The sequence below is a fragment of the Marmoricola sp. Leaf446 genome (assembly GCF_001424755.1).
GTDB lineage: Bacteria > Actinomycetota > Actinomycetes > Propionibacteriales > Nocardioidaceae > Marmoricola.
Genome location: NZ_LMRF01000004.1, coordinates 128,137 through 152,443 on the forward strand (window position 1 = coordinate 128,137; position 24,307 = coordinate 152,443).

Here is a 24,307-nt window from a genome sequence, read left to right on the forward strand (position 1 = left end):
GACGTGACCCACCTCGGCCCGCTGCTGACCGGCCCCACCCACCGGCGCGACCGCGGTCGCCCCGACCCCGGCGTGCTCGGGCTGGCCGCGGCGTTCGCGTCCTCGGGCGTGGTGCACCTGGTGCGGCCGCAGACCTTCGAGCCGATGGTGCTGCGCGTGCTGCCCGCCCACCGCGGCATCGTCTACGTCAGCGGCGTCGCCGAGCTGGTGTGCGCCGCCGGCCTGCTGCACCCGCGCACGCGTCCCGCCGCCGGCTGGGCGAGCGCCGCGCTGCTGCTCGCCGTCTACCCCGCCAACCTCAAGATGGCCGGCGACGCCCGCCGCAGCGACAGCACGGCCGTGAAGGCCGCGGCCTGGGCCCGGCTGCCGCTGCAGCTCCCGCCGCTGCGGGTCGCGCTCAGGGCCGCCCGCGCGGGACGGCCGGTCCGGTAGCGCCGCGCCGCCCGCTCGGCCCGGCGCTCGTCGTGGTCCACCTCGCCCGGCCCGCGACCCGCTCCGGTCGTTAGCCTGTGCCGGTGACAACACCCCACGTCCTCCGCATGTCCTCGCTGTTCGTCCGCACGCTGCGCGAGGACCCCGTCGACGCCGAGGTGCCCAGCCACCGCCTGATGGTCCGCGCCGGCTACGTCCGTCGCGCCGCCCCCGGCATCTACACCTGGCTGCCGCTGGGCCTGCGGGTGCTGCGCAAGGTCGAGGGGATCGTGCGCGAGGAGATGGACGCGATCGGGGCCCAGGAGCTGTCGTTCCCGGCGCTGCTGCCGCGGGAGCCCTACGAGGCCAGCAACCGCTGGACGACCTACGGCGACGGCATCTTCCGGCTCCAGGACCGCAAGGGCGGCGACTACCTGCTCGGTCCGACCCACGAGGAGATGTTCACCCTCGCGGTGAAGGACCTCTACTCCTCCTACAAGGACCTGCCGGTCTGGCTCTACCAGATCCAGACCAAGTACCGCGACGAGGCGCGTCCCCGCGCCGGGGTGCTGCGCGGCCGCGAGTTCATCATGAAGGACTCCTACTCCTTCGACGTCACCGACGAGGGCCTCGACCGCTCCTACGCCGCCCACCGCGCGGCGTACGTGAAGACCTTCGACCGGCTCGGCTTCGACTACGCGATCGTCAAGGCGACCAGCGGCGCGATGGGCGGCTCGCGTTCCGAGGAGTTCCTCGCCAAGGCCGAGGTCGGGGAGGACACCTACGTCCGCTGCACGAACTGCGACTACGCCGCGAACGTCGAGGCCGTCGCCGTCCCGACCCCCGCGCCCGTGCCGTACGACGACGCGCCGGCCGCCCACGCCGAGCAGACCCCCGACACCCCGACCATCGCCACCCTGGTCGCCCACCTCGACGAGGCCTTCCCCCGCGATGACCGCCCCTGGCAGGCGGGCGACACCCTCAAGAACGTCCTGGTGGTGCTCAAGCACCCCGACGGCACCCGCGAGCCGCTGGCCATCGGCCTGCCCGGTGACCGCGAGGTCGACCAGAAGCGGCTCGAGGGTCAGCTCGAGCCGATCGAGGTCGAGCCGATGGACGAGGAGGAGCTGCGCAAGCACCCGGCGCTGGTCAAGGGCTACATCGGTCCCGGCGCCCTGGGGGAGGCGTCGGCCTCCGGGATCCGCTACGTCGTGGACCCCCGGGTCTCCGAGGGCACCCGCTGGGTCACCGGTGCCGACGTGCAGGGCAGCCACGTCCTGGACCTGGTCGTCGGCCGCGACTTCACCCCCGACGGCACCATCGAGGCCGCCGAGGTCCGCGACGGCGACGCCTGCCCCCAGTGCGCCGACGGCACCCTGGAGTCCGCCCGGGGCATCGAAATGGGCCACATCTTCCAGCTCGGTCGCTGGTTCGCCGAGGCGCTCGACCTCCGGGTGCTCGACGAGAACGGCAAGCTCGTGACCGTCACGATGGGCTCCTACGGCATCGGCGTGACGCGCGCGGTGGCCGCCATCGCCGAGGCCAACCACGACGAGCTCGGCCTGATCTGGCCCCGCGAGGTCGCCCCGGCCGCCGTGCACGTCGTCGCGACCGGCAAGGACGCCGCCGTCTTCGAGGCCGCGACCACGCTCGCCGAGGGGCTCTCGGCCCGGGGCGTCGAGGTGATCTACGACGACCGGCCCAAGGTCAGCCCCGGGGTGAAGTTCAAGGACGCCGAGCTGATCGGGGTGCCCACCATCGTCACCGTCGGCCGCGGCCTGGTCGACGGCAACGTCGAGGTCAAGGACCGTCGCACGGGCGAGCGCACCGAGGTGCCCGTCGGCGAGGCCGTGGACCACCTGGTGGGGGTCGTGCGCGGGTAGCCCGGGACCCGCCGCGGTTGCGGCGGGCAACGATCTGGTCTCGGGGTCTGGTGCCGGCCGTGCGCCGCGGCATACGGTCGAGGTCCTCTCGGGAAGGAAGACCCATGACACGCACGCTCCTGCGCGCCGCCTTCGCGGCCGCGCTGGCCACCACCCTCACCGCCGGAGCCGCCTCCACGGCCGCCGCCCCCGTGGCCGCGTCCTCGGCCCGCCAGGCCGCCGACTGCGTCGAGCAGACCGACCACGCCGACCACGTGGACCAGGCCGGCGCCTCGGCGCGGGTCCGTCCCGGACAGGCCGGCTCCAAGGCCGACACCCGCGAGGTCAGCCGCGCCGAGCAGCGGCGCATCGACGCCTCCACCAGGCAGATCGTGCGCCAGAAGCGCGCCGACCGGACCAGCGCCGCGGCGGGCAACAGCATCGCGAGCATCCCGGTCTACGTCCACGTGATGATCGGCAAGGGCGGTGCGGGCGACGTCACCGACGCCCAGATCGCCCAGCAGGTCACCGTGCTCAACCAGACCTACGGCGGCGCCGACGTCAACGGCGCCGGGCTCGACACGGGCGTGGGCTTCCGGCTCGCGGGCACCGACCGCATCGTCAACGACGCCTACCACCAGGACAAGCAGAGCTCGAAGTACCGGGCGGCGACCCGGCAGGGCGGCAAGAACGCCCTCAACATCTGGCTCGTCGACTTCGACTACCTCGGCATCGCCACCTTCCCGTGGGACTACTCCAAGCAGCCCCGGATCGACGGCATCCGGGTGCAGTACTCCTCGTTGCCCGGCGGGTCGGCCACCAACTACGACCTCGGTGAGACCGCCACCCACGAGGCCGGCCACTGGCTCGGGCTCTACCACACCTTCCAGGGCGGGTGCGCCGACCCGGGCGACTCCGTGAGCGACACCCCGGCCCAGGCCTCGCCGTCGTCGGGGTGCCCCACCGGCCGCGACTCCTGCCCCGCCCCGGGCCTCGACCCGATCCACAACTACATGGACTACAGCTACGACAGCTGCTACACCACGTTCAGCGCCGGCCAGGACAGCCGGATGGACCAGATGTGGACGGCCTACCGGGCCTGAGCCGACCCGTCCGCCCGGCCCCGTGGACCCACCGCGGACCGGGCGGGCGACGCCGCCCCACTAGCCTCCCGTCATGCACCCCGAGGCCGTGATCTTCGACTGGGGCGGGACGCTGACCCGCTGGCACGACATCGACTTCCACGCCGAGGCGCTCGCCCTGGCCCACGCGGTGACCGGCTCCAGCCACCCACCGCACGTCCACGTCGACACGCTCCAGCGCGCCAACCAGGTGATCTGGGGGCGCAGCCGCGACCACCAGCGCAGCTCGACCGTGGCCGACCTGTTCGACGAGGCCGGGCTGCCGCACGACCCGGACCTGCTGAGCCACTACCGGGAGTTCTGGGAGCCCCACACCGCCACCGACCCGCAGGTGGTGCCGTTGCTCACCGGGCTGCGCGAGGCCGGGGTCCGGGTCGGGGTGCTGTCCAACACGATCTGGCCGCGCGCCTGGCACGAGGACTTCTTCCGGCGCGACGGCGTGCTGGACCTCCTCGACGGCGCCGTCTACACCAGCGAGGTGCCGTGGACCAAGCCGTCGCCGGAGGTGTTCCGGGCGGCGATGACGGCGGTCGGTGCCTCCGACCCGGCGCGCTGCGTCTACGTCGGCGACCGGCTCTACGACGACGTCTGGGGGGCCCAGAACGCCGGGCTGCGCGCCGTCCACGTGCCCCACAGCGTCATCCCGGCCGAGCAGGTCGGCCACTCCGAGGGCGTCCCCGACGCGGTGGCGCACGAGCTCGCCGACCTCCCCGGGATCATCGCCGGCCTCTGAGCGCCGCAGCCGCGGTGCGTCGTACGCCGGGGGACGACGTGTGACCTCCCCGACATCTGGCGTCGTCGGGACGAAACCTCCCCCTGCTTCGGTGGCGTGGACCCGTCACCGAGACAGAGGAGCACCCCCGTGCCCGCTCACCCCGCCCTCCCCTCCCCGGCCGCCGCCCTGGCCCGCCGCTCGATGCTGCGCGCCGCAGCGGCCGGTGCCCTCGGAGCCGCCCTCGTCACCGGGGAGCAGGGCGCGGCGAGCGCCGCGCCCGCGACCCGCGCGCGACCGCTGCAGGTGCTGCAGCCCGGCGTCGGTCGCACCCGGGGCCGTTACGTCCGGGCGAAGGCCGACGAGGTGCTGTGGGGCCGGCTGCCCAACCGCGACTCCGAGCCCGTGGCCGTGGTGCGCTCCGGCGACGTGGTCACCCTCGACACCATCTCCCACGAGGGCCTGCTCGAGGACCAGGGCAAGGACCCCCGCCAGTTCTTCGAGCAGTACGGCGTGGCCGAGCGCGCCGTGCTCCGCGACGCCGTCGCCGTGGCCGCGCGCACGCCGCACGACGGACCCGGCCCGCACGTCGTGACCGGCCCGATCGCGGTGCGCGGCGCCGAGCCCGGCGACGTGCTGAAGATCGAGGTGCTCGACCTCCCGCTGCGGGTGCCGTACGGCGTGATCTCCAACCGCCACGGCAAGGGCGCGCTGCCAGGGGAGTACCCCGAGAAGTTCGAGGGCGACCCCCGGGCGCGGCCGTACTTCAACGAGGGCGGCAACATCAGCGTCTTCGCCGCCGCCGAGCGCTCCCGGGGCGGCCTGCGCGGCCGGCTGCCCGGGGCGGTGCCCGTCGGGTTCGACCTGCACCCGTTCATGGGGATGATGGGCGTCGCCCGCGACACCTCGGCCCTCGTGGACTCGGTGCCGCCCACGGACGCGGGCGGCAACATCGACATCAACGACCTGACGGTCGGCTCCACGCTGTACCTGCCGGTGCAGGTGCCCGGCGCGATGTTCTACAGCGGCGACCCCCACATGGCGCAGGGCGACGGCGAGGTGGCGCTGACGGCGATGGAGGGGTCGCTGCGGCCGACCTTCCGGCTGACGGTGGTCAAGCGGGGCTTGCGGGGCGCGCCCCGGCCGGCCTTCGACGCGCCGTTCGCCGAGACCCCCGACCACTGGATCCCGATCGGGCTCAGCGACCCCGACGGCCCGGAGAACGGCGGCAACGCCACCAGCCTCGACCTGGCGATGAAGGCGGCGGTGCGGCAGGCGCTGGCGTTCCTCACCGACGAGCTGGGCGTGGCCGGACCCGTGGCCTACGCCTACCTCTCGGCGGCGGCGGACTTCCAGTGCTCGCAGGTCGTCGACCGCACGACCGGGATCCACGCCCTCATCACCAAGGCCGACTTCGGACGCTGAGGCGCGGGGAGCCTCAGGCCAGGCCGGGGAAGGCGGTCGGGGGCTCCCCGAACCCCAGGCCGCGGACGGCGGCCGCGTCGAGCGCGTCGATCGCCGCGAGCCGGTCCTCGCCCGAGGTGTGGGCCACGGTCTCGCCGTAGGTCAGCGCCACCCGGCGCTCCAGGGTGCGGGCGACGGCCTCGATCTGCGCCGGGGTCGACACCGGCCCCGGCGGGGCGTAGTCGGTCTCGCTCGCGACGGGGTCGACGTCACGACGGGCCAGTCGGGCGACGAGGTCGTCGCGGGCGGTGCGGTGGTCGGCGTACGCCTGCTGGAGCCGGTCGAAGAGCACCGGCTGGGCCGACGCCGAGGCCCGGGCCCCGAGCAGGCCGTAGAGGTAGACCGACGCGTGCTCGGCGGCGAGCGCGTTCTGCAGCGCCTCGACCGGGGTCACGACACCGGCCAGGTGGCGAGTCGCTGCTGCACCCCGGCGCCCATGCTCGCCAGCAGCCGCGCGAACTCGCCGCTCTGGGCCCGGGCGGCCAGGGTGGCCAGCCGCTCGTGCAGCTCCTGCTCGCGCTGCTGCAGGGCCCGCAGCGCGGCGGGACGGCGGCGGGGCACGGCGTACGGCGTGACGGGGGTGCTGGGGTCGGCGCCGCGGGGCACCGCGTCGACCAGCGACGCCTCGTGGGCCCGGTGCATCGACCCGACGGGGTCCAGCGCGGCCCGTAGCGCGGGGAAGCGGCGCGTGGTCGCGGCCACCGCGCGTCGGGCGGCCCGCAGCTCGGCGAGGGCGGTGGTGGCCACGGCGACGTCGGGGGCGAGCGGGCGCGGCCGGGGGGAGTCGTCGCGCCGCAGCGGCGTGTCGACCGAGCAGCCGGGCAGCACGGTCGCCGCGGCCCCGACGGCGAGCCCGCCGGTGACCAGGGTGCGGCGCGAGAGCGTGCGCCGCGTCGGGCTCGGGTCGACCACCCGAGCATCCTAGGGGCGGCGGCCCCCCGCCCGACGCAGTCGCGGAGCGCGCCCCGCCGGGGCGTTAGGGTGGCACTCCACAACAGCACAGCTTGGAGGGTCTGGGACATGACTGCGTCCGACACCAGGGATCGCCTCGCTGAGGAGCTCGTCGCCCCGATGCTCGCGCTGGGGCTCGACCTCGAGGCCGTGGACGTCTCCGCCGCCGGCAAGCGCCGCGTGCTGCGGGTGGCCGTCGACAAGGACGGCGGCGTCACCATGGACGAGATCGCGGAGGCGACCCGCGAGGTCTCCCGCGTGCTCGACGAGCGCGACCTCATGGGCGAGCGTGCCTACACCCTCGAGGTGTCCTCGCGCGGCGTCGACCGCCCGCTCACCCTGCCGCGTCACTGGCGCCGCAACGTGGGCCGGCTGGTCAAGGTCACGCTGCCCGGCGAGGAGGACGTCACCGGCCGGCTGGTCGGTGCCGACGAGCAGGGCGCCGACCTCGACGTCGGCGGCACCGCCCGCCGTGTCGGGTTCGACGAGGTCACCAAGGCCAAGGTCCAGATCGAGTTCACCAAGCACGAGGAGTCCTGATGGACATCGACATGAACCTGCTGCGCATGCTCGAGCGCGAGAAGGAGATCCCCTTCGAGGTGCTGGTCGAGGCCATCGAGCAGGCGCTGCTGACGGCGTACCAGAAGAGCAACGAGGCGCAGGAGCACGCCCGCGTCCAGCTCGACCGCAAGTCCGGCCACGTCACGGTCGTGGCGCAGGAGCGCGACGCCGAGGGCGAGGTCGTGGGGGAGTACGACGACACCCCGGCGGGCTTCGGCCGGATCGCCGCGACGACCGCCAAGCAGATCATGCTGCAGCGGCTGCGCGACGCCGAGGACGAGCGCAAGTTCGGGGAGTTCGCCGGCAAGGAGGGCGACATCGTCTCCGGCGTCATCCAGCAGGGCCGCAACCCCGACGACGTCATGGTCGACCTGGGGTCGCTCGAGGCGCTGCTGCCCGCCGGCGAGCGGGTCCCGGGGGAGGACTACTCCCACGGCACCCGCATCAAGTGCCTGGTGGTCAGCGTCCGCAAGGGGATGCGCGGCCCGCAGGTGATGCTCTCGCGCACCCACCCCAGCCTGGTCAAGAAGCTCTTCGCGCTCGAGGTGCCCGAGATCGCCGACGGCACCGTCGAGATCGCCGGCATCGCCCGTGAGGCCGGCCACCGCACCAAGCTGGCCGTCCACACGCGGGTGCCGGGCGTCAACGCCAAGGGCTCGTGCATCGGCCCGATGGGCCAGCGCGTGCGCAACGTCATGAACGAGCTGCACGGCGAGAAGATCGACATCGTCGACTGGTCCGACGACCCGGCGACGCTGGTCGGCAACGCGCTCAGCCCGGCCCGCGTCTCCTCGGTCACCGTGGTGGACCTAGCCGCCCGCTCCGCCCGCGTCGTGGTGCCCGACTTCCAGCTGTCGCTGGCGATCGGCAAGGAGGGGCAGAACGCCCGCCTCGCCGCCCGCCTCACCGGCTGGCGCATCGACATCCGCTCCGACGAGGCGCCCGCGGACTGACCGAGCGGGGTCCGAGATCCGGTTAGGGCTGGGGCGAGCCGCCCGGTAGAGTGGCCCACGGTGGTTTTCCAGCAGGACACGCAGCGCGGCGACGGACCCGTCCGGACCTGTGTCGGGTGTCGGCGGAAGGCCCCCAAGCGCGAGCTGTTGCGGGTGGTCGTCCGTGCGGGTCCCGATGGCCAGGCCCCCTGGCACGTCGAGCCCGACCCGGTCGGCTCCGCACCGGGCCGTGGGGCGCACCTGCACCCCACGGTCGCGTGCCTGGCGCTGGCCGAGCGCAAACGTGCTTTCACCCGGGCCCTGCGGCATGATGCTCAGGCCCGAGGAGCACTCAGCCTCGACCGGCTGCGCCGGCACCTCGCGGACCTGCAACTCCCAGCACCACCAGCACCGACCCAGTCAGCACCCATCCGGAACGGGAGCACGAGCTCATGAGCCTGCGATGAGACACCTCGCACTGAGTACCGCGCGATGAGCAAGCACATCAACTAGCGGTTCGTTGCCCTCCTGGACGGGCTCGGACCAGGAGGAAATCCGTGGCAAACACGAGAGTCAGCGATCTCGCCAAGAAGTACGGCGTGCCGAGCAAGGAGGTCATCACCCTCCTCGGCGACCTGGGCGAGTTCGTCAAGGCGCCGTCGTCGGGCATCAACCCGCTCGTCGAGAAGCGCTTCAACGACACCTACGGCAGCGAGCTGAAGGCCAAGGCCGACGCCGCTGCCGCCAAGAAGGCCGCCAAGAAGTCGCCGTCGGCGACCCCGTCGGCCCCCGCCGCGCCCGCGGCAGCGGCCCCCACCGAGGCCCCGGCCCCGGAGGCTCCCGCCGCCCCCACGGCTCCCGCCGCGCCGGCCGCCGAGGCACCCGCCCCCGAGGCTCCTGCCGCCGAGGCCCCCGCGGCCCCGGCCGCCCAGGCCCCGTCGGCCGCCCCGGCCCGACCGGGCCCGCGTCCCGGTCCCCGGTCCAAGCCCGCCCCCGAGCCCGCCGCCCCGGAGGCACCCGCCCCCGCGGCGAGCGCCCCCAGCGCCCCCAGTGCTCCGGCCGCCCCCGAGAGCCCTGCGGCTCCCGAGGCGCCGGCCGCCCGTGAGGGTGGCGAGGAGGAGCGTCCCTCCGGTGGCGCCGGCTTCAAGCCCGGCCCCCGGCCGCCCCGTCCCGGCGCGCCGCGCCCGGGCAACAACCCGTTCAGCTCGACCCAGGGCATGGGTCGCCGTCCGGCGCCCCGCCCGCAGTCGGGCGCGCCCGCCGCTGCGGGCGACGACGCGCAGCGTCCGCCCCGGCCCCCGGCCGGTCGCGACGGCATGCCGCGCCCCAACCCGGCGATGATGCCCAAGTCCCCGGCCGCCTTCGGTGCCGGTCCCGGCCGTGGTGGCCCCGGCGGCCCCGGCCGTGGTGGTCCCGGCGGCCCGGGTCGCGGTGGTCCCGGTGGCGCCCCGGCGCGCGGCGGCCCTCCCGGCCGCGGCGGCTTCGGCGGCGGTCCGGGCGGTGCGCCCGGCGGCGGTGCCCCCGGTCGTCCCGGTGGTCCCGGTCGGGGTCGTCCCGGCCAGCGCGGCAGCACGCAGGGTGCCTTCGGTCGCCCCGGCGGCCCGTCGCGTCGCGGTCGCAAGAGCAAGCGCGCCCGTCGTCAGGAGTTCGAGGCCATGCAGGCCCCGACGATCGGCGGCGTCCGCGTCCGCAAGGGCGACGGCGAGACCGTCCGCCTGGCGCGTGGCGCCTCGCTGACCGACTTCGCCGAGAAGATCGGCGTCGACGCCGCCTCGCTGGTGCAGATGTTGTTCCACCTGGGCGAGATGGTCACCGCGACCGAGTCGGTCAACGAGGACACCCTGCAGCTGATCGGCGACGAGCTCAACTACGTCGTCGAGGTCGTCTCCCCCGAGGACGAGGACCGCGAGCTGCTCGACTCCTTCGACGTCCAGTTCGGCTCCGACGAGGGCGACGAGGACATGCTCGAGGCGCGGCCGCCGGTCGTCACCGTCATGGGCCACGTCGACCACGGAAAGACCAAGCTGCTCGACGCGCTGCGCAGCGCCAACGTCGTCGACAAGGAGGCCGGTGGCATCACGCAGCACATCGGCGCCTACCAGGTCGCGGCGGAGGTCGACGGCGACGAGCGTCGCATCACCCTCATCGACACCCCCGGTCACGAGGCGTTCACCGCCATGCGTGCCCGTGGTGCCCAGGCCACCGACATCGCGATCCTCGTGGTCGCGGCGGACGACGGCGTGATGCCGCAGACGGTCGAGGCGCTCAACCACGCCAAGGCTGCCAACGTGCCGATCGTGGTCGCCGTCAACAAGATCGACGTGCCTGCGGCGGACCCGACCAAGGTCCGTGGCCAGCTCAGCGAGTACGGCCTGGTCCCCGAGGAGTACGGCGGCGACACCATGTTCGTCGACGTCTCCGCCCGGGAGCAGCTGCACCTCGACAAGCTGCTCGAGGCCGTCGTGCTCACCGCCGACGCGTCGCTCGACCTGCGCGCCAACCCCGAGCAGGACGCCCAGGGCCTGGTCGTCGAGGCGCACCTGGACCGCGGTCGCGGCCCGGTCGCCACGATCCTGGTCCAGCGCGGCACGCTGCGCGTGGGCGACTCGATCGTCGCCGGTCCGGCCCACGGCCGGGTCCGCGCGATGATCGACGAGCACGGCGACAACATCGAGGAGGCCTACCCCTCGCGTCCCGCGATGGTGCTCGGTCTCTCCGGCGTCCCCGGCGCAGGGCAGAACTTCATCGTGGTCGAGGACGACCGGATGGCGCGCCAGATCGCCGAGAAGCGCGAGTCGCGCGAGCGGGCGGCCATGCAGGCCAAGCGTCGCGTGCGTCGCAGCCTCGAAGACTTCATGGCCTCCATGGAGAAGGGCAAGAGCCAGGAGCTCAACCTCATCCTCAAGGGCGACGTGTCCGGTTCGGTCGAGGCCCTCGAGGACTCGCTGGCCCAGATCGACGTCGGCGACGAGGTCTCGCTGCGCGTCATCGACCGCGGTGTCGGTGCGATCACCGAGACCAACGTCGACCTGGCCGCGGCCTCCGACGCGATCATCATCGGCTTCAACGTCCGCCCGCAGGGCAAGGTGACGGAGATGGCCGACAAGGAGGGCGTGGAGATCCGCTACTACTCGGTGATCTACCAGGCCATCGAGGAGATCGAGGCGGCGCTCAAGGGCCTGCTCAAGCCGGAGTACGAGGAGTCGACCCTGGGGCAGGCGGAGATCCGTGCGATCTTCCGCAGCTCCAAGATCGGCAACATCGCGGGCTGCATGGTCACCGGCGGCGTCATCCGACGCAACGCCAAGGTGCGCCTGATCCGCGACGGCTCCGTGATCCAGGACAACCTGGACCTGGCCTCGCTCAAGCGGGAGAAGGACGACGCCTCCGAGGTCCGCGAGGGCTTCGAGTGCGGTCTGGTACTGCGCGGGTTCAACGACATCAAGGAGGGCGACATCGTCGAGGCCTTCGAGATGAAGGAGATCCCGCGGGGCTGATCCCGCGGCACGACGTACGACGGACCGGGCTGCGGTTTCACAGGGTCCCCTGTGAAACCGCAGCTTCCCGGGCAGAACTTCGCACGGGGAGCGTGAGTTTCACAAGGTCCCCTGTGAAACCGACAGTGACCCGTCCGGCCCCAGGCACAGAACAGGACCCACCATGGCAAGCCCCCGCGTGCGCAAGATCGCCGACCGCATCAAGGTGGTCGTGGCGGAGATGCTCGAGCGCCGGATCAAGGACCCCCGGCTGGGGTTCGTCACCGTGACCGACGTCCGCGTCTCCGGCGACACCCAGCACGCCTCGATCTTCTACACCGTCCTCGGCGAGGAGTCCGACCACGAGGGCACGGCCGCGGCGCTGGAGTCGGCCCGCGGGCTGATCCGCTCCGAGGTGGGCAAGCAGCTCGGCATCCGGCAGGTGCCGACGCTGGAGTTCGTGCGCGACGCGCTGCCCGAGACCGCGCGCGAGATCGACGACCTCCTCGAGCGCGTGCGTGCGGCCGACGCCGAGGCGGCGCGCCGCGCCGCCGAAGGGGCGTACGCCGGGGACGCCGACCCCTACAAGAAGCCCCGCGAGCCCGAGCCCGACGAGGACGACCTCGAGGACGGGCTGGACGACCGCGCGGACGACCCGCGGGCGTGAGCCGTCCCGACGGCCCCCACGGCCTGGTCGTCGTCGACAAGGCCGGGGGGATGACCTCCCACGACGTGGTCTCCCGGACCCGCCGCATCCTCGGCACCCGCAAGGTCGGGCACGCCGGCACGCTCGACCCGATGGCGACCGGCGTGCTGGTCCTCGGGGTCGGTCGGGCCACCCGGCTGCTCGGCCACCTGCAGCTCAGCGACAAGACCTACGACGCGACGATCCGTCTCGGGGCCTCCACGACCACCGACGACGCCGAGGGCGAGGTGTTGACCACGTCGTTCGTCGCCGCCAGCGAGGACGACGTCCGTACGGCTCTGGCCGGCTTCGTCGGCGAGCTCGACCAGGTGCCCTCCGCGGTCTCCGCGATCAAGGTCGACGGCCGCCGTGCCTACGACCGGGTCCGGGCCGGTGAGCAGGTCGAGCTCGCCTCCCGGCGGGTGACCATCCACGAGCTCGTCGTCCACGACGTACGCCGCACCAACCACACCCGCCGCGAGATGAGCGACGTCGACCTCACCCTGCACTGCTCGACCGGCACCTACGTCCGCGCCGTGGCGCGCGACCTGGGGGAGCAGCTGGGCACCGGGGGCCACCTCACCGCGCTCCGGCGTACGACGGTCGGCCCGTTCGCGCTCGACGTCGCCCGCACCCTCGAGCAGCTGGAGGCCGAGCCCGGCGTGGTGCCGATCGCCGTGGCCGCCCGCGCGGCGTTCGCCTCGGTGGACCTCGACGAGAGCCAGGCACTGGACGTGCGCGTCGGCCGCAAGCTCGACCTGGAGCTCGGCAGCCCGGGCCCGGTGGCGCTGTTCGCGCCCGACGGCACCTTCCTGGCGCTCTACGAGCAGGCGGGGCCGCAGGCCCGGGCCGTGGCCGTCTTCGTCTGAGCGGGCGCCAGTAGGGTTCGTCCGTGCGCATCTGGCGATCCCTGGACGACGTCCCCGCCGACCTCGCCGCCACCGTGGTGACCATCGGCAACTTCGACGGCGTGCACCTCGGCCACCGGGCGGTGCTGCGGCGTACGCGTGAGCTGGCCGACGAGCTCGGCCACCGCGTCGTCGCCGTCACCTTCGACCCGCACCCGATCGCGGTGCTGCGGCCCGACCACGCGCCCCAGACGCTGACCGAGGTCGGCACCCGCTGCGCCCTGCTCGCCGACGCCGGGGTCGACGACGTGTTCGTGCTGCCCTTCGACCGTGAGGTCGCGGCGTGGACGCCCGAGGAGTTCGTGCGGCGCGTGGTCGTGGACGGGCTGCACGCGAGGGCGGTCGTGGTCGGCGCGAACTTCCGCTTCGGCGCCCGCGCTGCCGGCGACGTGGCGTTCCTGCGCGAGTTCGGCCGCGAGCACGGCTTCACCGCCGAGGGCATCGAGCTCGACGGCGGCCCGCAGGTCTGGTCCTCGACCTACGTCCGCACCTGCCTGGCCGCCGGCGACGTCGAGGGTGCCGCCGAGGCGCTCGGCCGCCCGTTCTCGCTGGTGGGCCAGGTCGTCCGCGGCGACCAGCGTGGGCGCGAGCTCGGCTACCCCACGGCCAACGTGCCCACCCACGGCCTCGCCGCCCCCGCCGACGGGGTGTACGCCGGCCGGTTGCGCGTCCTCGACGAGGGCGACCCGCTGCAGGGCCAGTGGCTGCCGGCCGCGATCAGCGTCGGTACCAACCCGACCTTCGAGGGCGAGCGCGACCGCCGCGTGGAGTCCTACGTCCTGGACCGGGAGGGGATCGAGCTCTACGACCGCACCGTCGAGGTGACCTTCACCGCGCGGATCCGCGGCATGGTCCGCTTCGACGGCGTCGAGGAGCTGCTGGAGCGGATGACCCTCGACGTCGAGCGCACCCGCGAGCTGCTGGAGGGCACCGCGTGAGCGAGGAGCAGCCGCCCACCGTCCCGTTCGCAGCCGGACCCGACCAGTCGGACCGGCCCGACCAGGGTCAGCCCGACCAGCCGCGTCAGCCCGACCAGTCCGACCAGCCGCGTCAGCCCGACCAGCGCGACCAGCCCGGCCGGCCGGCCCAGCCCGGCCTCCTCCGCGGCCGGCCGCGCGCCACCTCGCCCGAGGACGACCGCTGGTTCGTCGAGCACGGCTTGCCGTGGTTCGTGCCCGAGCGTCGCGAGCGGGCCCACCGGGCGCTGCGCGACCCCCGCCTGCTCGTGGGGCTGGTCGGCGTCGCGCTGCTCAGCCTGCTCGGCGGCATCGCACTGGCGTGGCTGGCCGGCACGCCCAGCCTGGCGCCCGCCTCGCTGCTCACGGTCACCGGCCTCGCCGCGGCGGCGTACGCCGGGACCAAGCTCGGCGCGTGGCCGATCGCCCGCTGGGCAGGCCGGCACACGCTGCGCAGCCTGCACCTGCTGCTGCCCCTGGTGACCCGGGCGCTGCCGCTGCTGCTGCTGTTCATCACCTTCTTGTTCATCAACGCCGAGGTGTGGCAGCTCTCGGCCAACCTCGACGGCGGCGTGCTGTGGCTGACGGTGCTGATGTTCGCCGCGATCGCCGTGGTGTTCCTGCTGGCGCGGCTGCCCGAGGAGCTCGACCGGGTGGGCGACCAGGTCGACGCCCCGCAGATCAGCGGTCTCGAACGGGCCAACCTGGTGCTCGTGCTGATGGTCGCCCAGGCGGTGCAGGTGCTGCTGCTCGCGCTGTCGGTGTTCGGCTTCTTCATGGTCTTCGGTGGCCTGGTGATGACCCACGGCGTGCAGGAGGCGTGGACCGGCCAGGACTCGATCTCGGCGCTGCCGTGGGCCGACAACCTCTCGGTGGAGCTGGTGCAGGTCTCGGTGTTCCTCGCGGCCTTCTCCGGCCTCTACTTCACCGTCTACGCCGTCACCGACGAGACCTACCGCGAGCAGTTCTTCACCGAGATCAAGGCCGAGCTCGACCGCGCCGTGTCCTCCCGCGCGACGTACCTCGCCGCCCGGGGCGACTGAGCGGGCAAAACTGCCCGCGAGACCGGGCATTCCGGACGTCGGAGGGCAGTTTCACCGGCTAGCCGGTGAAACTGCCCGCTCACCCACCCGAGGTCAGCCAAGCCGCGCCGTACGCCGGCAGCAGCACCGCCCCGCCGCGCACGACCGGCTGCTCGCCGGACGTGCGGTCGACCAGGTCGGCGGGGTCGAGCCCGACGGAGTGGAGCACCTCGACGGGCACCGGGCGCGGTGAGCCGGTCACGTTGTAGGCGCCGAGCATCGGGCCGAGGGGGTGGCGTCGCAGCACCAGCAGCACGCCGGGGTCGGCCGGGTCGAGGACCTCCGCGCCGACCGAGGCGTGCAGGTGGGGCAGTGCCCGACGGGCGGCCACGAGCTGCCGCAGGTCGTCGCCGATGCCGTGGGCGTCGCGCGGCGTCGAGCCGTCCTCGGGCCACGGCATCACCGGCCGGTGCACCCAGCGGTTGTCCTCGGCGTGCTCGGGCACCTGGTCCCAGGCGGCGTCGTTGAGCAGCCCGAGCTCGTCGCCCATCCAGATCACCGGCACCCCGCCGAAGCCGAGCACCAGGGCGTGGGCGAGCCGGATCCGGGCCGGGGCGTCGGGGTCGCCGGCCTCGAGGCCGGCCAGCGAGGCCAGCGAGCCGGAGATCCGCCGGTCGCGGGTCTCCTCGTTCTCCTGGAACACCAGGCCGCGGGCCCAGGAGCCGGGGAAGTCGCCGGAGTAGAAGTCGGAGAGGAACGCGCGGTGGCCGTGGCCGGTGACCCCGACCGCCGCGGCGTCCGCGTCGTCGACGGCCCAGCCGATGTCGTCGTGGCAGCGGGCGTAGGTCACCCACGCCGTCGTCGAGGGCGGGGCGGGCAGCTGCTGCAGCGCGCGGCTCGCGAGCCACACGTCGCGGGTCGCCAGCATCGACCAGATCTGCACCATCAGGCTGTTGTGGTAGGCCAGGTCGCTGACCTTGCCGTGGTGGGCGCCCTGTCCGAGGTAGGCCACGAGGTCCTGCGGCCCGACGATCGCCTCGGCCTTGAACAGCACCGACGGGGCCGCGATCCGGGCCACGGTGCGCAGCGCCTGCGTCAGCGCGTGCACCTCGGGCTGGTTCTGGCAGCTGGTGCCCATCCGCTTCCAGGTGAAGGCGATCGCGTCGAGCCGGAACACCTCGACGCCGTGGTTGGCCCAGAAGCAGATGATGTCGGCGAACTCGCACAGCACCGCGGGGTTCGACCAGTCGAGGTCCCACTGGTAGTCGTTGAAGGTCGTCCACACCCACGCGTCGAGCTCGGCGTCGTGGCTGAAGCTGCCGGGCGCGAAGTCGGGGAACACCTCGGGCAGCGTCTGCTCGTAGGCGTCGGGGAGCTCGCGGTCCTCGAAGACCAGGAAGTAGTCGCGGTGGACCTGGTCGCCGGCCACCGCACGCCGGGCCCACTCGTGCTCGCGGGCCACGTGGTTGAGCACCAGGTCGAGGCACAGGCTGATGCCGCGGCCGCGCAGCTCGGCCGTCAGCCGGGCGACGTCGTCGACGGTGCCGAGGTCGGAGCGCACGGTGCGGTAGTCCATGACGGCGTAGCCGCCGTCGTTGGGCGCCGGCCGGGGGGTGAGCAGCGGCATCAGGTGCAGGTAGCGCACCCCCAGCTCCTGCAGGTACGACGCCCGCCCGGCCACCCCGGCGAGGTCGCCGCCGAACCGCTCGGCGTACGCCGCGTAGCCGACGACGTCGGGCCGCTGGAACCAGTCGGGGGCCAGTGAGCGCTCGAGGTCGAGCGCGTGCAGCTCCTCGGACCGGGCGGCGAACGCCCGGGCGGCGAGCAGCACCAGCCGGTCGCCGACCGCGGCGGGCGCGTCGTACAGCGGACGCAGCGCGGCGTCGAGGTCGGGCCGCCACCGCGCGACCCGGGCCTCGAAGAGCTGGCGGCGGTGTACGGGGAGCGGGGCGAGGACCTCGTCGAGGCCGGGGACCGCGGCGCGGGGCTCAGGCACGGGAGGAGTATGCCGGGGCCGGCTCGGCGACCGCCGTGGCGGCGTCGTGCCCCGACCCGTCGTCGTGGGCGTCCGCCGGCGCGAGCGTCACCGGGACGCCGTTGAGCGCGGCGTTGCCGGAGACGTCGAGCCGCTCGGGGTCGGTCAGGTCGTTGACCGACACGCCCACGACGCCGTTGGCGTGGGCCAGCCGGGTGCCGGCGTTGCCCGGGCCACCGTGGCCGTAGCCGTGGGGCAGCGAGACCACGCCGGGCATCACGTCGTCGGTGGCCTGCACCTCGGTGGTGACGCTGCCGACGCGGGAGGTGATCCGCACCCGGTCGCCGTCGGCCAGGCCGCGCGCGGCCAGGTCGTCGGGGTGGACGAGGAGGTGGTGGCGTGCCTTGCCCCGGGTCAGCCGCGGCGTGTTGTGCATCCAGGAGTTGTTGGTGCGCTGGTGGCGCCGCCCGATGAGCAGCAGCTCGCCGTCGGCCGGCTGCGGGGCGTCGAGGCTGCGGCGGAGCCGGTCGAGGTCGGCGAGCACCAGGTCGGGGGCCAGGTGCACCAGCTTGTCGCGGGTCTGCAGCCGGCCGGGCAGCACCGGGCGCAGCGGGCCGAGGTCGACGCCCTCGGGGTGGGCGCGCAGCGCGCGGAGCGAGGTGCGGCGACCGGCGAGGAGCAACAGCTCCACGAGCCGGGTCGGGCTGGTCCGCAGCACCGCGGCGTCGGCGAGCCGCTTGAGCCGCGCGGCGCCGCGGGCCGGGCGCCGCCCGGAGATCCGCAGCGCGAGGTCGCGGAAGATCTCCCAGTCGTGGCGCGAGCCGGCCGGCTGGGGCAGCACGGCGGGGGAGAACCGCGCCGTGTTGCGCACCGCCAGGGCGTGGAAGACCAGGTCGTAGTGGTCGCGCTCGAGCGCGGTCGTCGGGGGCAGCACCACGTCGGCGTGCCGGGTCGTCTCGTTGAGGTAGATGTCGACCGACACCATGAAGTCGAGGCCCTCCATCGCCCGGGAGAGCCCGGCGCCGTCGGGGGTCGAGAGCACGGGGTTGCCGGCCACGGTGAGCATCGCCCGCACCTGGCCGTCACCGGGGGTCTCGATCTCCTCGCGCAGGGCGCTGACGGGGAGCTCGCCGGAGAACTCGGGCAGGCCCCGGACCCGGCTGCGCCAGGCGCCGAGGTGTCCCCGGCCCACCAGGCCCCTGCCGACGACGTCGATCGCCGGCTCGGTGAACATCACGCCGCCCTCGCGGTCGAGGTTGCCGGTCAGCACGTTGAGCAGGTGGACCGCCCACTGGCCGAGCGAGCCGAACCCCTGGGTGGACAGCCCCATCCGGCCGTACGCCGCCGCGCGCCCGGCCGAGGCGAGGTCACGCGCCAGCCGACGGATCTCTTCGGCCGGCAGCCCGGAGACCGCCTCGGCACGCTCGGGGGTGAGGTCGGCGACGGCCAACCGGACCGCCTCGACGCCCCGGACGTAGGAGGGGACTTCGGTGAGGTCCTCCTCGAGCAGCACGTGCACCATCGCGAGCAGCACCGCGGCGTCGGACCCGGGCCGCACGAAGTGGTGCTCGTCGGCGACCTTGGCGGTCTCGGTGCGCCGCGGGTCGAGCACGATCATCCGGCCGCCGCGCGCCTTGAGCTCGCGCACCCGCGCCGGGAAGTCGGGCACGGTCATCAGCGAGCCGTTGGAGGCCATCGGGTTGGCCCCGACGACCAGGAACAGCTCGGTGCGGTCGAGGTCGGGCACGGGGATCATCAGCTGGTGGCCGTAGAGCTGCCAGGCGAGCAGCTGCGCCGGCAGCTGGTCGACCGAGGTCGCGCTGTAGGTGTTGTGGGTGCGCAGCGTCTTGGCGAGCCGGACCCCGTGGGTCATGGCGCCGAGCGAGTGCACGTTGGGGTTGCCGAGGTAGACCCCGACCGCGTCGCGACCGTGCTGCCGCTGGGTGTCGGCGAGGCCGTCCGCGGCGAGCCGGATCGCCTCGTCCCAGGAGATCTCCTCCCAGGTCGCGTCGGCGCCGCGGCCGACGCGGCGTACCGGCGCGCGCAGCCGGTCGGGGTCGGCCTGGACGTCGGCGATGGCCACGCCCTTGGGGCACACGTGCCCGCGCGAGAGCGGGTCGTCGGGGTTGCCGCGCACGCCGGTGACCGCCGGCCCCTCGGGACGCTGCTCGATGGTGAGCACCAGCCCGCAGATCGCCTCGCACAGGTTGCAGGCCGTCAGCCGGGTCTCGGTCGGGACGTCGGTGGGGGCGGTGGTCATGCCGGGCATCCTCGCACGCGGCGCCGACGTCGCCGACGGTCTCGCGGGACGCCTCCGAGGACTCCCGCGGCGACCTCCGAGGTGCCAGGGTGGCCCCACCAGCCACCGCCGGAGGGAACCCGATGACCACGTCTGCCACCGACCTCTACCGCGACGCCCGCGACCGCCTGCTGGGCTGGGGCGGCCGCTACGAGGAGGCCGTCGAGCAGTTCCGCTACCCCGAGATCACCGGCCCCTTCAACTGGGTGCACGACTGGTTCGACGTGGTCGCCGAGGGCAACGACGCCCGCGCCCTCGTGGTCGTGCAGGAGGACGGCTCCTCGGCCGCCCACACGTTCGCGGAGCTGCTCGACCGGTCCCGTCGGCTCGCGAGCTGGCTGCACGGCCTGGGCGTACGCCGCGGCGACGCCGTCATCGTGATGCTCGGCAACCGGGTCGAGCTGTGGGAGGCGATGCTCGCGGTGATGCGGCTCGGCGCCGTGGTGATGCCCACGACCACGGCCGTCGGCCCCGCCGACCTGACCGACCGCATCGAGCGGGGCGAGGTGCGCCACGTGGTCGTCGACGCCGCCGCGGTGGCCACGTTCGACGGGGTGCCCGGCGACTGGACCCGGATCAGCGTGGGCGCCGCCGAGGGGTGGCACACCTTCGCCGACGGGTACGCCGCGGACCCGGCCGACCCCGTGGCGCTGGACCACCCGGGGACGCAGGCAAAGGACCGGCTGCTGCTCTACTTCACCTCGGGCACCACCTCGCGGCCCAAGCTGGTCGAGCACACCCAGGTCTCCTACCCGGTCGGCCACCTGTCGACGATGTACTGGCTCGGCGTACGACCGGGGGACGTGCACCTCAACATCTCCTCCGCCGGCTGGGCCAAGCACGCGTGGTCGTGCTTCTTCGCGCCGTGGATCGCCGAGGCCACGATCGTGGTGCTCGACTACGCGCGCTTCGAGCCGGCCTCGCTGCTGGCCCGGCTGCGCGAGCAGCGCGTCACCACCTTCTGCGCGCCGCCGACGGTGTGGCGGATGCTCATCAAGTCCGACCTCGCCGGCGGGCCGGGGCAGCTGCGCGAGCTGATCGGGGCGGGCGAGCCGCTCAACCCGGAGGTGATCGCGCAGGTGCAGGAGCAGTGGGGGATGACGCTGCGCGACGGCTACGGCCAGACCGAGATGACGGCCGCGGTCGGCAACACCCCCGGCGCCGAGGTGCGGCCCGGCTCGATGGGGCGGCCGCTGCCCGGCGTGCCCGTGGTGCTGGTCGACCCGCTCACCGGCGAGCCGTCGGCGACCGAGGGCGAGATCTGCCTCGACCTCGACGGGCCCCAGGGGCGACCGCTGCCGCTGATGACCGGCTACCAGGGCGACCCGGCGCGCGACGCCGAGGCGATGGCGGGCGGCTACTACCACACCGGCGACCTCGCGACCCGGGACGCGGACGGCTACATCACCTACGTCGGGCGCACCGACGACGTGTTCAAGGCCAGCGACTACAAGGTCAGCCCGTTCGAGCTCGAGTCGGTGCTGATCGAGCACCCGGCGGTCGCCGAGGCGGCCGTCGTACCCGCTCCCGACGCGTTGCGGCTGGCCGTGCCCAAGGCCTACGTCACCCTCGTCGCCGGCCACGAGCCCACCCGCGAGACGGCGCTGTCGATCCTCGCCCACGCCCGCGACCAGCTGCCGCCCTACCTGCGCGTGCGCCGGGTCGAGTTCGCCGAGCTGCCCAAGACCGTCTCGGGCAAGATCCGCCGCGTCGAGCTGCGCGGGCTCGAGGACGAGGCGGCCGCCGGCGAGGCGCGCGCGGGGGAGTGGCGCTACGAGGACTTCGAGGAGCTCCGCACCACCCGCTGACCGGCCCCGATCCCGCTGACCCGCCCCGATCCCACGTGGACGCGCGGACACAAGTCCGAGCGGCGTACGTCGAAATCCGGACAGAACCGGACACCCGTCGGGACGTGTGTCCGCGCGTCTCCGGGAGTGCGGCCCCCGTGAGAGCCCTCTCACGCTGACCTCACCCGCACCTCACGCATCACCGCGAGTGTCTTCCTCGTCAGGGAAACCACCCCCACAGGAAGGCACGACCATGGCACGCTCCACGATCCTCGCCTCGCTCCAGCCGGCCCGGATGGCGCGCTCGGCGCGCTCGGACAGCTCCGACGACCAGCGCCGCCGCCGGCGTCGGCGCCGTCGGCGGATCATGCGCCGCCGGCGGCTGCGTCGCCGTGCGGCCCGCAGCCGCAGCACCGACTGACGGCACGGCACCACCGCAGGCACAGGTCCGGGCGGGTGGCTCGATCAGGGAGCCACCCGCCCGGACGGCCATCACAGCACGCAGCGACGACGCACGGCGAGGACGACAGATGACGACGAGGTGGCAGCGGGCCGGCGCCCTGCTCCGGCCCCAGCACGACGAGGCCCCGGTGGTCGAGGAGGCCCCCGGGCTCACCCTCGCCCAGGTCGTACGCCGGTTCTGGCCCGACCTGCGCCCCTACTCCCGCCACCTGCTGCTGGGCCTGCTGCTGCTGGCCGCCGCCCCGGCGGTGGAGGTGGTCGAGATCCTGCTGTTCCAGCGGCTCGTCGACGACGTCCTGGTGCCCGCCTCCTTCGAGGCGCTGCCGCTGCTGGTGGCGTTCTACCTCGGCCTGAACCTGCTCAGCGCCGGCGTCTCCGGCGCCGACGACTACCTCTCGACCTGGATCACCCAGCACTTCCTGGTGCGGCTGCGCGGCCGCTCCTTCGCGCACGCGCTCGCGCTGCCGCTGCCGCGGCTGGCACAGCGCCGGCTCGGCGACGTGCTGCAGCGACTCAGCAGCGACATCGCCCAGGTGGAGACCTTCATGGTCGGCCAGCTCAGCGAGGTCGTCGGCACCGTGCTGCGGCTGCTGTTCTTCGTCGGCGCGCTGTTCTTCCTGCAGTGGGAGCTCGCGCTCGCCTCGCTGGTCGTGGTCCCCGCCTTCTGGTGGGTGTCCTCGCGCTTCGCCCACCTCGTCAAGGACCTCAGCCGGGAGCGCCGACGTCGGGGCGGGGCGCTCGGCTCGGTCACCGAGGAGAGCCTCGGCAGCGCGGCGCTCGTGCAGACCGCCGGCGCGGAGCGCGAGACCGAGGCGGCGTACGACCGGCAGAACCGCGCCATCATGGCGGCCGAGCTGGCCTCGAGCCGCGTGCGCGCGGTCTTCCTGCCCGTCGTCGACCTCGTCGAGCTGCTCGGCGTGCTGCTCGTGGTCGCCATGGGCGTGTGGGCGCTGGAGTCCGAGCGGCTGACGCTGGGCGGCCTGCTCGCCTTCCTCACCCTGCTGGTGCAGTGCTACCGCCCCGCCCGCGACCTCGGCGACCTGCTGCCGGAGATGTTTGCGGCCTCGGCCGGCGTCGAGCGCGTCGTCGAGCTGCTCGACGAGCCGGTGCCGCAGGACCGGCCCGGGGCGACCGCGCTGCCCCGCGGCCCGGGGGCGGTCAGCCTGCGGGGCGTCACCGTGGGCTACCCCGGCGCCGACCGGGCGGTGCTGCGCGACCTCGACCTCGACGTCGCCGCGGGCGAGCGGGTCGCGCTCGTCGGGCCGAGCGGCGTCGGCAAGTCGACCCTGGCCTACCTGCTCACCCGCCACCTCGAGCCCACGGCCGGCCGCGTGCTGCTCGACGGCCACGACCTGGCGGCGCACACGCTCGACTCCGTGCGGGCCTCGGTCTCGATCGTGCTGCAGGAGACCCTGCTGCTCGACGCCAGCGTGCACGACAACGTCGCCCTCGGCACTCCGGGCGCGTCGAGAGCGGCGGTCCGCGACGCCGTACGACGCGCCGGCGCCGAGGAGTTCGTGGAGCGCCTGCCCGCGGCGTACGACGCCCGCGTCGGCCAGCGCGGCCGGCTGCTCTCCGGCGGCCAGCGGCAGCGGTTGTGCGTGGCCCGGGCGCTGCTGCGCGACGCGCCGGTGCTCGTGCTCGACGAGCCCACCACCGGCCTCGACGACGAGGCGGCCGCCCGGTTGCTCGCGCCGCTGTCGGCGGAGCGCGGCCGGACCGTGCTGGTGCTGACCCACGACCCGCGGGTCCTGGCCCACGTCGACCGGGTGGTCGACCTCGGCGCGCTGCAGCCGGTGCCGGCGTGACCGGGCCCGTCGTGGTCCCGCCCGTCGTGGTCCCGCCCGTCGTGGTCCCGCCCGTCGTGGTCCCGCTCGGCACGGTGCCGCCCGGGGAGCAGGTGCTCCCCGGCCACGTCGTGGTGTCGCTGCTCTCGCACGGCCGCCGGATGGACACCTACGACGCCCACGACCTCGACCGCGGCTGCCGCAGCGTGGTCAAGGTGCTGCGCGAGGACCGGCGCAACGAGCCGCGCGTGGTCGCGGCGACCCGGCGCGAGGGCGAGGTGCTCGCGACGCTGGCCCACCCCCACCTGGTGCGCTGCTACGAGGTGCACGACGAGCCCCCGGCACTGGTCCTGGAGGTCCTCGGCGGGGCGACGCTCGCCGCGCTCGTCGAGGACGAGCCGCTCGGCCTGGCCGACACCGCCGGGCTGGGGCTGCAGCTGGTCTCGGTGCTGGGCTACCTGCACCGCCACGACTGGCTGCACCTCGACGTCAAGCCGGCCAACGTCGTGGTCGACGCGGGCCGGGTGACGCTGATCGACCTCAGCCTGGTCGGCCGGCCGGGGGAGGGGCGGCCGGGGGCCGGCACCCGGGGCTACCTCGCACCCGAGCAGGCCCGCGGCTCCGGCCTGGGCCCGGCCACCGACGTGTGGGGCCTGGCGGTGACCCTGGTCGAGGCGCTGACCTCCGAGCTGCCGCACGGCGACGAGGCCACCTGGGACTCCCGGAGGCGGCTGCCGCTGCTGCACCGCCGCGCCCCCCGGCCGCCGCGGCTGCCGGCCGCGCTGGTGCCCGACGACGTGCGCGACCTGCTGCTCACCTGCCTGCGCACCGACCCGGCGGCGCGTCCCGGGCTCGACGACGTACGCCGCGTGCTGGAGCCCCACGCGCACGCGTGAGGCACGATTTCGGGTGCGG

At 74.2% G+C, this 24,307-nt stretch carries 21 protein-coding genes; 17 read left to right on the plus strand and 4 right to left on the minus strand.

Annotated features, from left to right (window positions below; all coding sequences use genetic code 11):
- Positions 1 to 3: 3 nt before the first annotated feature.
- The 5 genes from ASG49_RS12290 to ASG49_RS12310 all read left to right on the plus strand — a co-directional run bounded on the left by ASG49_RS12290 (position 4) and on the right by ASG49_RS12310 (position 5,552).
- Positions 4 to 432 carry a DoxX family protein gene (locus ASG49_RS12290; RefSeq protein ID WP_235562052.1) on the plus strand — a complete coding sequence of 143 codons (429 nt, stop codon included), beginning with the start codon at positions 4 to 6 and terminating at the stop codon, positions 430 to 432.
- A 107-nt stretch (positions 433 to 539) separates the two neighbouring features.
- Positions 540 to 2,294, plus strand: a complete 1,755-nt coding sequence (locus ASG49_RS12295) for a proline--tRNA ligase (RefSeq protein ID WP_056542259.1) — start codon at positions 540 to 542, stop codon at positions 2,292 to 2,294.
- A gap of 104 nt (positions 2,295 to 2,398) precedes the next feature.
- Positions 2,399 to 3,376, plus strand: coding sequence for a zinc metalloprotease (locus ASG49_RS12300; RefSeq protein ID WP_056542261.1), 978 nt, complete (start codon positions 2,399 to 2,401; stop codon positions 3,374 to 3,376).
- Between the two features lie 73 nt (positions 3,377 to 3,449).
- The gene (locus tag ASG49_RS12305) at positions 3,450 to 4,148 is read left to right on the plus strand and encodes an HAD family hydrolase (RefSeq protein WP_056542263.1); all 699 of its coding nucleotides are present in this window, start codon (positions 3,450 to 3,452) and stop codon (positions 4,146 to 4,148) included.
- 129 nt (positions 4,149 to 4,277) lie between these two features.
- Positions 4,278 to 5,552 carry an acetamidase/formamidase family protein gene (locus ASG49_RS12310; protein WP_235562053.1) on the plus strand — a complete coding sequence of 425 codons (1,275 nt, stop codon included), beginning with the start codon at positions 4,278 to 4,280 and terminating at the stop codon, positions 5,550 to 5,552.
- Positions 5,553 to 5,565: 13 nt separating this feature from the next.
- Here ASG49_RS12310 and ASG49_RS18640 read toward each other — a convergent pair whose 3' ends face one another.
- Both ASG49_RS18640 and ASG49_RS18645 read right to left on the minus strand, forming a co-directional pair.
- Positions 5,566 to 5,985 carry a ferritin-like domain-containing protein gene (locus tag ASG49_RS18640; RefSeq protein WP_056542265.1) on the minus strand — a complete coding sequence of 140 codons (420 nt, stop codon included), beginning with the start codon at positions 5,983 to 5,985 and terminating at the stop codon, positions 5,566 to 5,568.
- On the minus strand, positions 5,982 to 6,503 hold the full coding sequence (locus ASG49_RS18645) for a hypothetical protein (protein ID WP_056542268.1): 522 nt from the start codon (positions 6,501 to 6,503) through the stop codon (positions 5,982 to 5,984). Before ASG49_RS18645 ends, ASG49_RS18640 begins: the two co-directional genes overlap by 4 nt.
- A gap of 108 nt (positions 6,504 to 6,611) precedes the next feature.
- Between ASG49_RS18645 and rimP the strand changes: the two genes are divergently transcribed.
- The 8 genes from rimP (at position 6,612) to ASG49_RS12355 (ending at position 15,103) form a co-directional block, all read left to right on the plus strand.
- Positions 6,612 to 7,082, plus strand: coding sequence for a ribosome maturation factor RimP (gene rimP / locus ASG49_RS12325; RefSeq protein ID WP_056542270.1), 471 nt, complete (start codon positions 6,612 to 6,614; stop codon positions 7,080 to 7,082).
- On the plus strand, positions 7,082 to 8,056 hold the full coding sequence (nusA, locus tag ASG49_RS12330) for a transcription termination factor NusA (RefSeq protein WP_056542273.1): 975 nt from the start codon (positions 7,082 to 7,084) through the stop codon (positions 8,054 to 8,056). The genes rimP and nusA overlap by 1 nt, the downstream gene beginning before the upstream one ends.
- A 60-nt stretch (positions 8,057 to 8,116) precedes the next feature.
- The gene (locus ASG49_RS18340; RefSeq protein WP_082534093.1) at positions 8,117 to 8,491 is read left to right on the plus strand and encodes a YlxR family protein; all 375 of its coding nucleotides are present in this window, start codon (positions 8,117 to 8,119) and stop codon (positions 8,489 to 8,491) included.
- A gap of 101 nt (positions 8,492 to 8,592) precedes the next feature.
- Positions 8,593 to 11,532 (plus strand): translation initiation factor IF-2, encoded by a 2,940-nt coding sequence (gene infB / locus ASG49_RS12335; protein ID WP_056542275.1) that lies wholly within the window; start codon positions 8,593 to 8,595, stop codon positions 11,530 to 11,532.
- 163 nt (positions 11,533 to 11,695) lie between these two features.
- Positions 11,696 to 12,178: a 30S ribosome-binding factor RbfA gene (gene rbfA / locus ASG49_RS12340; protein WP_056542277.1), complete on the plus strand. Its 483-nt coding sequence runs from the start codon at positions 11,696 to 11,698 to the stop codon at positions 12,176 to 12,178.
- The gene (gene truB, locus ASG49_RS12345) at positions 12,175 to 13,065 is read left to right on the plus strand and encodes a tRNA pseudouridine(55) synthase TruB (RefSeq protein ID WP_255355132.1); all 891 of its coding nucleotides are present in this window, start codon (positions 12,175 to 12,177) and stop codon (positions 13,063 to 13,065) included. The genes rbfA and truB overlap by 4 nt, the downstream gene beginning before the upstream one ends.
- A 23-nt stretch (positions 13,066 to 13,088) precedes the next feature.
- Positions 13,089 to 14,042, plus strand: a complete 954-nt coding sequence (locus ASG49_RS12350; RefSeq protein WP_056542279.1) for a bifunctional riboflavin kinase/FAD synthetase — start codon at positions 13,089 to 13,091, stop codon at positions 14,040 to 14,042.
- Entirely contained in the window at positions 14,039 to 15,103 is a 1,065-nt protein-coding gene (locus ASG49_RS12355; RefSeq protein ID WP_200936304.1) for a hypothetical protein, read from the plus strand. Before ASG49_RS12350 ends, ASG49_RS12355 begins: the two co-directional genes overlap by 4 nt.
- A gap of 79 nt (positions 15,104 to 15,182) precedes the next feature.
- Here ASG49_RS12355 and ASG49_RS12360 read toward each other — a convergent pair whose 3' ends face one another.
- Together ASG49_RS12360 and ASG49_RS12365 are read right to left on the minus strand one after the other, a co-directional pair.
- Positions 15,183 to 17,078: an alpha-amylase family protein gene (locus ASG49_RS12360; RefSeq protein WP_056542281.1), complete on the minus strand. Its 1,896-nt coding sequence runs from the start codon at positions 17,076 to 17,078 to the stop codon at positions 15,183 to 15,185.
- Positions 17,071 to 19,317: a molybdopterin-dependent oxidoreductase gene (locus ASG49_RS12365; RefSeq protein ID WP_082534094.1), complete on the minus strand. Its 2,247-nt coding sequence runs from the start codon at positions 19,315 to 19,317 to the stop codon at positions 17,071 to 17,073. The genes ASG49_RS12360 and ASG49_RS12365 overlap by 8 nt, the downstream gene beginning before the upstream one ends.
- A gap of 122 nt (positions 19,318 to 19,439) precedes the next feature.
- Here ASG49_RS12365 and ASG49_RS12370 point away from each other — a divergent pair, with 122 nt between their 5' ends.
- The 4 genes from ASG49_RS12370 (at position 19,440) to ASG49_RS12380 (ending at position 24,288) form a co-directional block, all read left to right on the plus strand.
- Positions 19,440 to 21,164 carry an AMP-binding protein gene (locus ASG49_RS12370; protein WP_056542282.1) on the plus strand — a complete coding sequence of 575 codons (1,725 nt, stop codon included), beginning with the start codon at positions 19,440 to 19,442 and terminating at the stop codon, positions 21,162 to 21,164.
- 232 nt (positions 21,165 to 21,396) lie between these two features.
- Positions 21,397 to 21,564 carry a hypothetical protein gene (locus ASG49_RS18650; protein WP_156384323.1) on the plus strand — a complete coding sequence of 56 codons (168 nt, stop codon included), beginning with the start codon at positions 21,397 to 21,399 and terminating at the stop codon, positions 21,562 to 21,564.
- Between the two features lie 109 nt (positions 21,565 to 21,673).
- The gene (locus tag ASG49_RS12375) at positions 21,674 to 23,413 is read left to right on the plus strand and encodes an ABC transporter ATP-binding protein (protein WP_056542285.1); all 1,740 of its coding nucleotides are present in this window, start codon (positions 21,674 to 21,676) and stop codon (positions 23,411 to 23,413) included.
- Positions 23,410 to 24,288, plus strand: a complete 879-nt coding sequence (locus ASG49_RS12380) for a serine/threonine-protein kinase (RefSeq protein ID WP_056542286.1) — start codon at positions 23,410 to 23,412, stop codon at positions 24,286 to 24,288. Before ASG49_RS12375 ends, ASG49_RS12380 begins: the two co-directional genes overlap by 4 nt.
- The last annotated feature ends 19 nt before the right edge of the window (positions 24,289 to 24,307 follow it).